Below are 12,064 nucleotides of genomic sequence, written 5' to 3'. Positions count from 1 at the left end.
GGCGACCTCCCGGAGCAGGACGGTGACGACGGCGTACGCATGGGGCCGGCGCAGCTTCCCCCGCCCTCTGGGGCGGGGGCAAGTGCGTACGACGGGCCGTAGGACCGTCGTACGCGATAGCTTGCTCCGCCGGGAGCCGTCGTGGGGTCACGCGGATCTCCGGCCGTGGTCGCCGCCGGGTCGATGGTGGTCACCGGCTCGTCTCGGGGTTCTGCTGCTGGATTTCGCGGACGAGTTCCTCGATCCAGTCCATGGCGAGGACCGGGTGGTGGAGGGTCCAGGGGCGGTCGTGCTGCTCGCGCTGCACGATCCAGGTGCCGTCGGGAGCGGACTGGGTGTGGTGGAGGTGACCGCGCCGGTACAGGACGGTCAGCCAGGAGTCGATCTCGGCGGCGGTGGCCGGATGAGTGCGCACGAGGGCGGTCTCCGCTTCGTTTCGAGGGGAATGTGGGGTGGGTGACTGGGGGTGGGCGGCCTGCTCGGTCACCCACCCCCGGCTGTCCGGTCAGTTCCGGGCGGAGGTGACCGGCTGACCGTGCTGCTGGCGGAGCTGGGCCATCAGGGCGGTCAGGGTGTCGCTGGACAGGGGGATCTGCTGACCTCGGATCGCCTGGGCGACCACCTTGCGGGTCAGCTTGTCCTCGGCCCTGACCGCTGACCGGGCGATCTTCAGCAGCTCCTCGGTGTCCGGGTCGGACCGTCGGGCACTCGGCGTCCGGGGTTCCCGGTCAGTGCCCGGGGTGCCGGTGACCGCCGGCTCGATGTCCGGCTGACCGGCCAGGTCAGAGCCCTTGCCCGACTGACCGGAGTGTCCGGTGTCCGCCAAGGCGCTTTCCCCGGTCAGTGACCGGGGCACGGGTGTCCGCTTCTCCAGGGACAGCGGTCGGCCGGCCGGGGCAGTGACCGGCTGCCCGGCCTGACCGGGCTGCGGTCGCTGACCGACCCGGTCGGTCCGGGTGACCTCGATGCCATCGGGCCGGTCACCCTGACCGAGGTCACCGATCTGACCACGGTGACCGAGGTTCTCGCGGTCACCGTCCTCGACCGGCTTCCGGGCGATGAGGATGTAGAGGTGGACGGCGCCGGCCAAGGCGAGCGGGGCGATCGTGGACAGCACCGCGACCACCGCGTCGCCGAGCCGGAGCCCGGCGTCGGCGACGGCTTCCTCGTTGAGCCTGACCGCGTGGAGCGCGTTGGCCCAGATGCTGGCGGCAGTAGCGGTGCCGAAGAGCGTCCAGACGTAGAACCGGGCGCGCAGAGGCGCGTCACGGAGGACCAGGAGGGCTCGGATCCCGTAGGCGATGAAGCCATCGATCACCAGGGGGAAGAGGTAGGTGAGGAAGCCTCGGATGTGGATGGCGACGGCCATCTGCTGGAGAGCGTCGTACGACAGGGCGCATCCCGCGCCGCCGAGCGCGATGACGGCCACTCGGTCCCAGCCGGATATGTGCGCCGTCCTTGGCGCGGTCGTGGCGGTCACGCCGCCGTCCCGAAGTCGTCGCGGCCCAGGTGCTCGCCGTCAGCCTCAGATGGTGCCGCGTCAATCATGGGCTGGTTCAGGTCCCCGTGACTCAGGGCGCGGCGGAGTTCGCGATAGAGCTTCTGGGCATGCTCCTCGGTGATCTTCAGCAACCAGGCCAGGCGCTGCTCGGTCACTCCGTGGCGGTAGGCGGCGCGGACGACCGCTCGGCGTTCGGCCTTGGTGAGGTGGACGTCGCGTCCGGCGATGGTGTCGTTGACCCGGCTGTAGTCAAGGCGGTGGGCGATCCTCTCGTGCAGGGGCTCGCGTTCCTCCTCGGTCAGTCCGCCCCGGATGCCATCGCTGTCGTTGCCTTCCAGGGCGGCATCCAGGCACGCGCGGCGGACCGGGCACTGGCGGCACAGCGCCTTCGCTGCGGTGATCTTCTCGGTCTCGTCGGGTGCCGGGAAGAAGGTCTCGGGGTCCACCGGGTTGTACTCGGTGCTCTGGCAGACGGCATCGGCCTGCCAGGTGTGGTCGCCAAGCGACCGGTGGCGGGCAGGGCGGATCGTCGTGCTGGTCATGCGGGGTGCTCCGATCGCTCTCCACGCGCAGGGGCGTCGGCGGAGAGGTGCGCTGGGTCGGGGACGTGCTCGGGGCGGCGCTCGGTGGGCGCGGCCCGGCGTGGTGACCTGGGGCGGTCAGGCCGCGAGGCGGTGCCGTCTGCGGTCGACCTGCTCGAACTCGACCCGGGTGGTCATCTGTGCGAGTCGGGAGGCGACGCGGTCGCCGAGCTGGGCCCGGAGATCGCTGATGCGCAGGTTGGTGGTGATCAGGGTCGGCAGCTCGTAGTTGTACCGGCGGTTGATCAGCCGGTACGTCACTTCCTCGGTCCAGTCGCTGGCCTTGGCCGCGCCGAGGTCGTCGAGGATCAGCAGCGGGCAGCGGCTGATGGCGACCAGCTCCCGCTCGCTGTCCGCTCCGGGGCGGGGCCGCAGATCGGCGTACAGGTCGGCGGCGGTCGTCGCGCGCCAGCGCACGCCGACTCCGCTCTGCACCAGCTTCCGGACCGCGCCGTACGCCTGGTGCGTCTTGCCCGCGCCAACGACGCCGGCCATCAGCAGGCTGGGTCCGGTGGTGACCTGCCGCCGGGCTCCCCGATTGGGGGCGACGGCGGCTTCGGCGACGGTCCGGACCCAGGCCAGGACCTGGGGGTGGTCGGCGGCGGCGGCCCGGTAGCGCGGGGGCATCCCGGCCGACAGTGCCTCCAGCGGGGAGACGGTCTCGTCCTCGGCCGGTACCGCGGCGGCGGCCGGGTCGATGTTGCGGGCGGCCAGGATCCGGGCCATCCGGTCCAGGGTGCCCTCGCCGAGGGTCTGCGGTTCGCGGTGTCGGGTGCGCATCACAGCTCCTCGGCGTAGGCGGCAGCGGCGTCGGACGGGTTGGTCCACGCCTGGTGGGCGGGCACGGTAGGCCGGGTTCCCGGCCGGACCAAACCGCCGGAGCGGGCGTTCATGGCTTCGTTGACCATGCTGGTCAGCACGCTGGGATGCTTGGGGTTGGCCGCGAAGTTCGCCAGCCCGGCGCGGATGTGCTCCGGGTCGATGCCCTCACCCAGGAGCTTCTTGGTGATCCGGCCGAGGTGTCCGATCACGTCGCTGGGCGGGCGCTCGTCGCAGGCGGCGACGTACTCGCCGACGAGCCGGTGGGCCGAGACGCCGTCTGCGGGCGCCGTGCGCCCCGTAGGGATAAGAGATCCAGGATCCAAGATCCTAGATCCAGGCGCCGAGCCCTCTCCGACGCTTCGGGGAAGCTTCGGGGAGAGCTCGGCGAATGCGCCCTGACCTGCGTTTTTCACCCCCACCTGCTGACGGGTGCCGATGATGTCGTCGAAGGCGTCCTGCCGGGTGACGGGAGGCTCGTCCGTGCGCCCGCGAGTACTCGCAACAGATGACGCGGCCAGATCGAGGGGTCGGGGAGTGTTCGGCGAAGTCTCGGCGATGCCTCGGAGAACCGTGGGCGAGTCCTCGGTTCGCTTGGTGCAGGTGCCCTTGCAGGGGGCGCACCGGGCGGCGGCCTGGTGCCGTGGGCAGGAGGGCAGGCGCGACTGGCTCGGCTTGTCGATCTTCTGATGCTCTGACCAGGTCACGATGTGGAGGTAGCGACGACCGTCGCAGCCGGTGTACCGGCAGATCAGGCCGGCGGTCGCGAGCTGGTGGAGGTCGTCCTCGACGTGGACCGAGGTGTGCTCGGCCCGGAGGGGCCAGAGGAGTCCGGCGATGATCGCGGCGTTGTCGCGGTGGCGACCGTGATCGTCGGCCTGGGTGAGCAGTCCGAAGAAGGTCCGCTCGGCTTCGACGCTCACCTCGGCGAGCGACTCGGAGACGAACGCCTCCGGCTTGATGGTTCGGATCCGTGCCATGTCAGCGCCCCCGGCCGGCTGCGATCGGATCGCTGCGGGTGAGGGTGGCGTGGGCGAGGTCGAAGGTGTGCGGCCGCGTCCAGTCCGCCTCCGGCCAGGCTCGTAGGATCCAGCGGGCCGCGACCCTGATGGCCGTACGGCTGGGCTCCACGGTCTTCCCGGCCTCGTCCTTGACGATGGCGTGCGGGTGGGGCCACTTCTGCTTCGGGTCGTCGAGGCCGACCCGTATGGTGGCCGCGCCCGGGATCATGTCGGCGAGCTGGGCGGCGAGGCGGCGCTGGCGGTCGACGTCCGGGCAGGCCAGAGTTCCGCTCGGCATGGCGAGCATGCGATACTCCGTCGTTCGTAGGAACGCGGTGCGGTGGTTCTCGTGCAAAAGCCCCGCCGCCCGCGTGATGTGAATGGGCACCTCTCGGGGTGTCGGCCCGGCGCTTGGGAGTTGGTAGCTCCCGGGCGCCGGTCTCCTTCACCCCTGCAATCTCACGGCCCGTGTGCGTACATCGCCCCCCCTTTCTGATCTGCCCCGCCCTGTGATCCGTTTCTGCGGGGACCAGGACCATATGGGGCCCCTTGGAACAAGTCCAGCCTCTTCCCACCCGCTCTGACCAGGTAGAGAACACTGCACTGGATGAATTCGAGGCTCAACGTACACCGTAATGGCGCCCTGGCGTCAACTGTGGTGTCGAAGCGTGAGGCCGGAGCGGATACGGTCACCACTGGAGTGGATAGGATGGCGGTCATGACGAAGGGCAGGGGATGACAGACAAGACCGAGCGCACCTTCGCGGAGCTGCTCGACTACCTGTTCCGAGAGGTGCACCCGAAGGGCCGCGGCCCGTACACGTACGCGGAGGTGTCCCAGGGCATCCGCGCCACGTCCGGCGTAGCCATCTCGGCAAGCGCCATCCAGCAGCTCCGCACCGGAACCAACACGAACCCGAAGATGCAGACCATCCGGGCACTGGCCGGGTTCTTCGGAGTGAGCCCGGGCTACTTCTTCGACGAGGAGGAAGCCGAACGCCAGCGTGCGGAGATCCAGGTCGTTGCCGCCATGCGCGATCAGGACGTGCGTCGGGTCGCCTTGCGCGCCAGCGGGCTCAGCGCATCGAGTCTGAGCATGCTGAACACTGTGATCGATCAGGCCCGCCGGCTGGAGGGAATGCCGGATTCGGACGACTCGGAGCTGCTCGACGACGAATGAGGTCGACGCCCGCCCGAACCGCAACGCACACCAACCATGTGGCCCGATCAGGGACCGCCGACCCTTCCACGGTCTTTCATCAGCACAATCACACGGAGGAGGTCGCTGCGCATCGGCCGTAAGGCGACAATGCGGACAGCAACCTCCGCCCCTCGGTGATACGGAAGCTTGAGCCGACGCAGGTCGCCGTGGGAATGCTCGACCACCTCGCGGCGATCCCACATCTCTCGCGCAGCCGGCGATCCTGCAAGGATGTCCTGCTCCAGCTGCAGCAGCGCCTCGTCCTTCGGATGATGAGCCCGCTCATAGCGAAGCTGCCCCAGAAAAGGGCGCGCCCAATCCTGCTCCCAGGCCACGAGTTGCTCGCGGGCCTCCGGCTCCAGGAAAGTCCATCTCATCTGGTTGGTCTCGCGGGTGACCCACGGGAACCACTCCAGTAGCGGCTCGTTGTAGCCGATCACATTCCAGGCAAGATCCGTCGCGAAAGCGGGGGCAGGAGCCTGGTTCTCCAGGAACTGCTGGAGGAGCGCCTCATCCACCTCCGCCACGGCATCCGCTTCCGGAGGTGCGGCAAGAGCCGGCGGGCGACCGAGTGCCTTCAGATACAAAGCGCGGCGCTCCGCAGGGCTCAACCGAAGGGCGGACGAGAGCCGGTCAAGGAAGTCGGCCGAGTACTCGGCTTCATTACCGCGCTCCAATGCGCCGTACCAACGCTCACTCACCCCCGTCAGGCGAGCCACGTCGCTCTGCGTCAGCCCTTCGCTCCTCCGCCCCGAGACCACCAGGCCCGGGACGCTTCGTGGATTCATGCGCCTCCGCCACGACCGCAGCAGCACGGGTAGGGACTCGCCGTCAGGGTCACCACCTTCAGCTTGCCCGCCCCGAGAATCCATGGCCCGAAATTAGATCCCGCGACCAGGTGACATGCACCACAACACGCCCTGAAACATCAGTAGGGGATCATCCGTCAGTCATTCAGCGTAGTCAGACATAAGGGATAGTCGACCATTCAAGCAATCTCGCGACGCAGGCATTCAGCCCGAGACTGTAAGCGTCACGCCGGATAGGGCAAGATCGAAAGGCATGGCGTCTCAACTCTGCGAACCCTCTTCGATTCACCTTCCGTAACCGGAAGCCAGACTTCCAGGAAGCGCGAGTTCCGCCTTCCTCTTGGCATCCTCATGGCTGCCGCTCACCAGTAATTTGGCGCACAGCCGAGGCCGAGGGGGATTGCCATGCCCTTGCTAGAAATCGACGAGAGTCGTCTGCGTCACTGGTGCGAGGAGCAGGTCGACCTCCTGCACCTGCCGCACCGTTTCAGCACGCGCGACTTGCGTGAGGCGATCTCCGAACGCCGCGGGAAACCAATCGTCCTGAACCCACTGAACACGCTCAGCACAGTCGATGCGCCCTGCGGCATAAGGCTCGAAACCCCATCTGCCGACCTCCTCTTCTACGAGGAGGGCACATCCGTTCATCATCAGCGGCACATCCTCACACACGAACTGTGTCACGTGTACTGCGACCATCCGGGAAGCCTGGAGGTCGACGCGAAGACGGCTCGGGCTCTCGGGGTGAACCCCACCCTGGTGATGCGCATGTCGGGGCGTACGAGCTACTCGACAACCGACGAACGTCAGGCGGAAACGATGGCATCGGTCATCCGTCAGCGCATCTATCGCGACCGTGAATCCCCTTCCCTCCGACCAAAAAAGGGACCGGATAGCTGGGACGCACTCTTCGCCCAGCCCTTCAAGAGAGATCGGTTCGAATCCCGATGAACGCCGTTTTCCTCGGCATGGCTTCCCTGCTCACTGCGGCTGCCGGCTACTGGGTGTTCGGTCGAGGGACACCCCGCCCAACCGGTACGTGGGCCATGGGCGCACTCCTCGGCTCATTCGCCCTTGCTTTCGCCTCCTATGCACCGCTGTTCGAGGATGCCGTCGAGACGATCGTCCCGCACGTCGCTCGGCTGATGAGCAACACGGCTTCGCTGGCGGCTGCCACGGCGGTTCTGGCCGTCTCGTTCCAGCTCAACCTGGAACCCGTGGAAGCCCGGCGGCGCATCCGAGTGCGTCTCGTCCTCCTCGCCGCGTCCGCCTTCGGCATGACCGTCCTGTTCGCCTACGAGCAGATGACGCACCGCTCGCCGCAGGTGTACGCCTTCTACCTGCTCCTGTACATCTCCTACCTCGGCTTCGCCATCGTCGACTTCCTGGTACAGGCCGTACGGCAGTCGGCTTCGACGCGCCGAAGGAGCGTTCGAGTAGGTCTTCGGACGGCAGCCGCAGGCTGCGGGTTCGCATTGGTCTACGTCGTTTACAAGCTGACGCGGCTCATCGACCTGGGCCTGAGCCTGGGTCTCATCGACAGCCATTCGGAGTGCTCGTCGCTGATCACCGCACCATGCGTCTTCAGCGTGACCTCTCCGGCACTCGCCGTCCTGCTGATCTGTCTCGGTCTGACCTTGCCCGCTGTGGTCTACCCGATCACTCAGGCCCGTCGCCGTCGTTGGGAGGTGCAGTCCTTCGAGGCGCTCGGCCTCTTGTGGCAGGACCTGTCGACCGCGATGCCCCACATCGTCCTGCCGTCGACGGACGCCGCCGAGGACGTTTCGACCGACTCGGACTTCCTGCTCCAGCGGCGGGTCATCGAGATCAGCGACGGCATTCTCGCTCTGCGGCCGTACCGATCCCTCAGGGTGCAAAAAACGGCCCAGATCGCTTTCGACGCTGGAACGGAACAAGGCGCCGCAGCCATCGAGGCGGCTGTCGTGAAGGCAGCGCTGGCAGGCCTGAAGACCGGCCAGTTCGCCGACGAAGTCGCCCCACCGCCGGCGGAGGCCGCCTCGCGCAAGGACCTGCGTGCGGACACGGAATGGCTCCTCCTGATGGCGCATGCCTACGCCGGCCATGGTGGGCGTGTCGTCAACGACGGCTGGCCCGAGCCCGTTGGAGCCTGAAAGCATGACCGACCCGACTCAGGATCCCCGCTTCCTCCAGGACCCCTATCCGGCCTACGCGGCCATGCGGTCCACCTGTCCGGTCCAGCCCGTGTCCGTCGGCTCCGGTGGACGTCTCAGCTATCTGGTCACCGGCTACACGGAAGCCAGAGAAGCCCTCAGCGACGCTCGACTTTCCAAGGACACGGCCGTCTTCTTCGCGGGCAAGGGGTCACGGCGCCGTCTGCACCCTGCGGTCGCCCACAGCATGCTGGCCAGCGACCCGCCCCAGCACACCCGGCTGCGCAAGTTGGTGACCAAGGCGTTCACGACAGGAGCCGTGGCGGGGCTGCGTCCGTTCATCGCCCGGATCGCCGACGAGCTGCTGGATCGGTGGCCCATCGGCGAGCCGTTCGACTTCGTGTCCGGCCTGGCGGTACCACTGCCGGTTATCGTGATCTGCGAACTGCTCGGAGTTCCGCAGGCCGACCGGTCTGATGTCCAGCGCTGGTCCGCGCAGCTCTTCGCGGCAGGAGAGCCCGACGTCATCGACGCGGCCTCCCACTCAATGGCTGACTACATGACGGGGCTCATCGCGGCCAAGCGCCGGGACCCAAGCAGCTCTCTTCTCGACCGGCTCATCTCTGCCCGCGACGGAGACGACCACCTGAGCGAGGAAGAGCTGGTCTCCCTGGCAGTGCTGCTGCTCGTGGCCGGGCACGAGACCACCACCCATTTCCTCGGCAACGCCGTCCTAGCGCTCCTCCAGCATCCCGCTCAGCTGGATCGGCTCCGAGAGAATCCGGACGAGATCCCTGGCGCACTGGACGAGCTGCTCCGGTTCGATTCTCCTGTGAGTACGGCCACCTTCCGGTTCACCACGGAAGCCGTCACGCTCGGCGGTACCGAGATCTCGGCCGGTGTCCCGGTACTGATCGCTCTTGGGGCAGCCAACCGCGACCCGGAACGGTTTCCGTCTCCGGACCTGCTCGACCTGGACCGGGACGCCGTCGCTCATCTCGGCTTCGGCCATGGCATCCACCGCTGCCTCGGCGCTCCCCTGGCCAAGGCCGAGGCAGAAATCGCCCTTCGAGCCGTGCTGACCCGGTTTCCCGGAATCCGGCTCGCCGCACCGCCTGATCAACTGCAATGGCGGCGCACCCGCCTCGTTCGCGGGCTCGCTTCACTGCCCGTCCTGGTGTAGCCCTCGATGAAACAAGTCCCGTACTCGACACCCCAGGCCGCCCGTTCACGCGCCTCCAGGGTCACCCCGGCTTCCCTTTGGCGTGGGCTTCCAGGTGTCAGAGGATGTTCCACTGCAGGACGGGATCCCGGCGGCGCAGTCCGTCCACACGGCGCTCGATCTCCTTCAGGCTGGCCGGAGCGTGATGGACTTTCCGTGCGTTCGTGGTGATCATGCGTAGTTCACGGATCGCGGCAAGGGTCGGGTAGCCGGACCAGCGGGCGACGTCCCAACCGTAGGCCTCGGCGAAGTCCGCGTAGTGCCGCTCCCCGTAGCCGAAACGCCTGCAGTGGACCTCCACCGTGACCAGATCCCATTCCGGCTGTCCGAACGCCACCGTGTCCCAGTCACACAGGACGGCGTCCCCGCCGAGGTGCAAGGCGTTGCGGTGCTGCGGGTCGCCCTGGATCACGCCCGAGGCGAGGGGGAACTCCACGGTGGCGAGAGCGGCGTCGAGCTGGTCGGTGTACTCGTCCAGGAAGGCCAGCGTCTCCGGTGGCAGGCAGGTGATCGCCCGGAGCGAGCGTCGGATCGCTGCAAGGTTGTCGTGAACCGGCAGGGCGACAGGCGGGGGCGGCAGGGTGTGAAGTGCGTACAGCGGCTTGGCGAGTTGGTGAGCGGCGACGGGGTGTGACGGCTGGGGCAGGTACTGCCAGAAGGTGACGGCGTGCCGATCGACGGCGACGGGCTGGTCGACGGGGTGCAGAGGAGCCGTGGGGAAACCGTCGGCCATGAGCCAGCGGACGAATGCGATCGTCCTCGTGACGTCGTCGAGGTGAGATCCCTTGCGGGCGATCTTGGCGACGACGCCTTCCCGTTCGAGAAGAACAACCGCGTTGGTGTGTCCACGCAGGAGGCGAGCTCCGGAGCAGTCAAGGCCGGCGGTCTCAGCCGCCCGCTCCAGGACCTGGTACATCTCGAGCTCAGTGAACCCGCCTGGGGCATCGTGTGTCATGAGGTCCAGACTCGCCGACGATCGGATCGTATGTCACGTCCGTCCGGGAGGCAGGGCGAGGATCTCTCGTAGCTCACGGGCCGCCCGTCCCGATTGCGCGCCGGGCGGGAGGGCACCGATGACTTCCCGGGCCCGTTGCTCCACGATCGGAGTGCGGTGCTCCGGAGCGATCCGCAGAAGCGTCGTACCGGCCAGCCGGCAGGCCTCTGCCGGGCTGTGGTCGTACGCGAGACACAGGGCAGTCTCGAAGTGGAGCAGAGCCGGATCGATGCCCGTCTTCGAGGGGTAGAGGCGCAGTGCCGCTTCCTGGACACGCCGTGCCTCGCTCGTGCGGCCGAGGGCTGTCAGGGTGCCGCTCTCGTAGAGCCTGAACCGTCGCTCGGGAAAGCCGAAGGCTTCGTCGTCGCCACGCCCCCCTGCCCCGCTCTGCTCGAACATCGCAGCGGCACGTTTGAGGGCGGCTTCCGCTCCTTCGCTGTCCCCCAGCTTGGCGAGGGCACGGGCCTCGGCCGCCGAAGCGAAGGCGGTCGTGGCGCTCGGACGCCCGCGGCTGATGATCCGGGCTTCCCGCGATAGATTCACAGCCGCTTCGAGGGGGCCGTAGTAGAAGGGGAGCATGGCGGCCTGGGCTCTCACACGAGCGCGGAGTTCGAGGTTTCCGCTGTCGTCCGCCGCGTTCCGTGCCGTCGCGTACCAGGACTGTGACCGGGACAGCTGCCCGAGCTTCATGAGTGCGTCGGCAACGAGGGTGGCGAGCATGGCCGTCAGCTCCGAGAGCCGGACCGCGACGGCCGCTGGCTGCCGCTGTTCGGCCAGCATCTCCACTTCGGAGAGATGGTCGAGGAGCACTCTGATCATCGGAGCCGGCGGGGTGTACACGTACTGCTGGCGAGCCCAGAGCACCTGCTCGTCGAGCAGGTCGAGCTGGTTGGGACTGACCGTTCCGGATGCCAGGGTGCGATCCACCGAGCGCCGGACCGCGTCGACATGCTGCCCCAAGGTCTCGCCGTCGTCCAGCCCTCGCTCGTGCGGCAGCCGGGGCAGGGATCGTCCGGCAGGCACCACGGCGGAGCAGGATGGAAAAGCAGCGTCGGCCGCTCTTTCGAACCCCAAATCTTCAGGTGCGCATTCGTAGTACTCGCACAGCAGGGCCAGGGTCTTCGCGCGCATCTGCCGGCCGGTCTCCCAGTGCCCCAGCTGGTCCCCGTCGAGCCGAGGCGGGTTCTCCCGTGTCGCGGCAAGGGCGTTCAGATGTGCTGCGGCCTGCTTGAGCGTCAGACCACGAGCCAGCCGTTGCGCCCGGAGCAAAGACACCCCGCAGTGATGGTGGATGGTTTCGACGATCCCACGGAGACCCACACCCTGTTGTTCCGTGTCCCGCCGTAACCGCTTCGCACAGGACGGACCGTGTGGCACGCGCTCCATCAGCACCTCCTCAGCCCAGGCCCGGTTCCCGAAAGCATAGTGAGAATCCGATGCTTCGGATCTACGAACAGTGACTTCTCCAGTCACTCGTCAGCCCTACCAGTCACTTGACGCCCCCGGATGCCTGATCAGTCGGAAGTGACTGTTGCTCACGCCAGGGGCGGCGGCGCATCTTGCTGGTCTCGGAAGCCCGAGTAGCTGCTCATCGACCGGAGAACGTGTTCTTCGGCTGACTGGTCCATGGCATGCGTCGCTCCCTCGGCCTCCGTACCGATGCGGACAACGTCCGCGGCCCAGAACCGATCGGGAGGTGAACACGGTGGCGCCCTTTCCTGCGAGCAGCTCCTGTCGGACGAGCCGGGAGCGAAGCCCTCCCCAGCGCCCTCGCTGCCACAACCTGGCCCTCGTTCGACCGGGTC

13 protein-coding genes are annotated in these 12,064 nt (G+C 67.7%); 4 read left to right on the top strand and 9 right to left on the bottom strand.

Annotated elements, in window-relative coordinates; all coding sequences use genetic code 11:
- Window positions 1–190: 190 nt before the first annotated feature.
- From ABZ318_RS24445 to ABZ318_RS24420, 6 genes are all read right to left on the bottom strand, one after another.
- Window positions 191–415: a hypothetical protein gene (locus ABZ318_RS24445; protein WP_356904600.1), complete on the bottom strand. Its 225-nt coding sequence runs from the start codon at window positions 413–415 to the stop codon at window positions 191–193.
- Window positions 416–505: 90 nt separating this feature from the next.
- Window positions 506–1,480, bottom strand: coding sequence for a DUF2637 domain-containing protein (locus ABZ318_RS24440; protein ID WP_356904599.1), 975 nt, complete (start codon window positions 1,478–1,480; stop codon window positions 506–508).
- Entirely contained in the window at window positions 1,477–2,043 is a 567-nt protein-coding gene (locus tag ABZ318_RS24435; RefSeq protein WP_356904598.1) for a WhiB family transcriptional regulator, read from the bottom strand. The genes ABZ318_RS24440 and ABZ318_RS24435 overlap by 4 nt, the downstream gene beginning before the upstream one ends.
- A 117-nt stretch (window positions 2,044–2,160) precedes the next feature.
- Window positions 2,161–2,862, bottom strand: a complete 702-nt coding sequence (locus tag ABZ318_RS24430; protein WP_356904597.1) for an ATP-binding protein — start codon at window positions 2,860–2,862, stop codon at window positions 2,161–2,163.
- A complete protein-coding gene (locus tag ABZ318_RS24425) occupies window positions 2,862–3,881 on the bottom strand; it encodes a hypothetical protein (RefSeq protein WP_356904596.1) in 1,020 nt (339 codons plus the stop codon). The genes ABZ318_RS24430 and ABZ318_RS24425 overlap by 1 nt, the downstream gene beginning before the upstream one ends.
- Before the next feature lies 1 nt (window position 3,882).
- Complete coding sequence (locus tag ABZ318_RS24420) at window positions 3,883–4,209, bottom strand: transcriptional regulator (RefSeq protein ID WP_356904595.1); 327 nt, start codon at window positions 4,207–4,209, stop codon at window positions 3,883–3,885.
- Between the two features lie 428 nt (window positions 4,210–4,637).
- Between ABZ318_RS24420 and ABZ318_RS24415 the strand changes: the two genes are divergently transcribed.
- Window positions 4,638–5,081, top strand: a complete 444-nt coding sequence (locus tag ABZ318_RS24415; RefSeq protein WP_356904594.1) for a helix-turn-helix domain-containing protein — start codon at window positions 4,638–4,640, stop codon at window positions 5,079–5,081.
- A gap of 47 nt (window positions 5,082–5,128) precedes the next feature.
- Here ABZ318_RS24415 and ABZ318_RS24410 read toward each other — a convergent pair whose 3' ends face one another.
- Window positions 5,129–5,974, bottom strand: coding sequence for a helix-turn-helix domain-containing protein (locus ABZ318_RS24410; RefSeq protein ID WP_356904593.1), 846 nt, complete (start codon window positions 5,972–5,974; stop codon window positions 5,129–5,131).
- A gap of 342 nt (window positions 5,975–6,316) precedes the next feature.
- On the opposite strand from ABZ318_RS24410, the gene ABZ318_RS24405 reads away from it, so the two are divergent.
- The 3 genes from ABZ318_RS24405 to ABZ318_RS24395 are packed head-to-tail and all read left to right on the top strand — an operon-like array spanning window position 6,317 to window position 9,226.
- Complete coding sequence (locus tag ABZ318_RS24405; RefSeq protein ID WP_356904592.1) at window positions 6,317–6,862, top strand: regulator component; 546 nt, start codon at window positions 6,317–6,319, stop codon at window positions 6,860–6,862.
- On the top strand, window positions 6,859–8,043 hold the full coding sequence (locus ABZ318_RS24400) for an MAB_1171c family putative transporter (RefSeq protein WP_356904591.1): 1,185 nt from the start codon (window positions 6,859–6,861) through the stop codon (window positions 8,041–8,043). The genes ABZ318_RS24405 and ABZ318_RS24400 overlap by 4 nt, the downstream gene beginning before the upstream one ends.
- 4 nt (window positions 8,044–8,047) lie before the next feature.
- Window positions 8,048–9,226 (top strand): cytochrome P450, encoded by a 1,179-nt coding sequence (locus ABZ318_RS24395; protein WP_356904590.1) that lies wholly within the window; start codon window positions 8,048–8,050, stop codon window positions 9,224–9,226.
- A gap of 97 nt (window positions 9,227–9,323) precedes the next feature.
- On the opposite strand, the gene ABZ318_RS24390 is transcribed toward ABZ318_RS24395, so the two are convergent.
- A complete protein-coding gene (locus ABZ318_RS24390; RefSeq protein WP_356904589.1) occupies window positions 9,324–10,220 on the bottom strand; it encodes an aminoglycoside phosphotransferase family protein in 897 nt (298 codons plus the stop codon).
- A gap of 33 nt (window positions 10,221–10,253) precedes the next feature.
- A complete protein-coding gene (locus ABZ318_RS24385; protein WP_356904588.1) occupies window positions 10,254–11,645 on the bottom strand; it encodes an XRE family transcriptional regulator in 1,392 nt (463 codons plus the stop codon).
- Window positions 11,646–12,064 lie beyond the last annotated feature (419 nt).

It is taken from the genome of Streptomyces sp. NPDC006197 (genome assembly GCF_040613865.1).
GTDB lineage: Bacteria > Actinomycetota > Actinomycetes > Streptomycetales > Streptomycetaceae > Streptomyces.
Note: the sequence above shows the minus strand (reverse complement) of the source record. Positions and strands in the feature narration are given on the sequence as shown.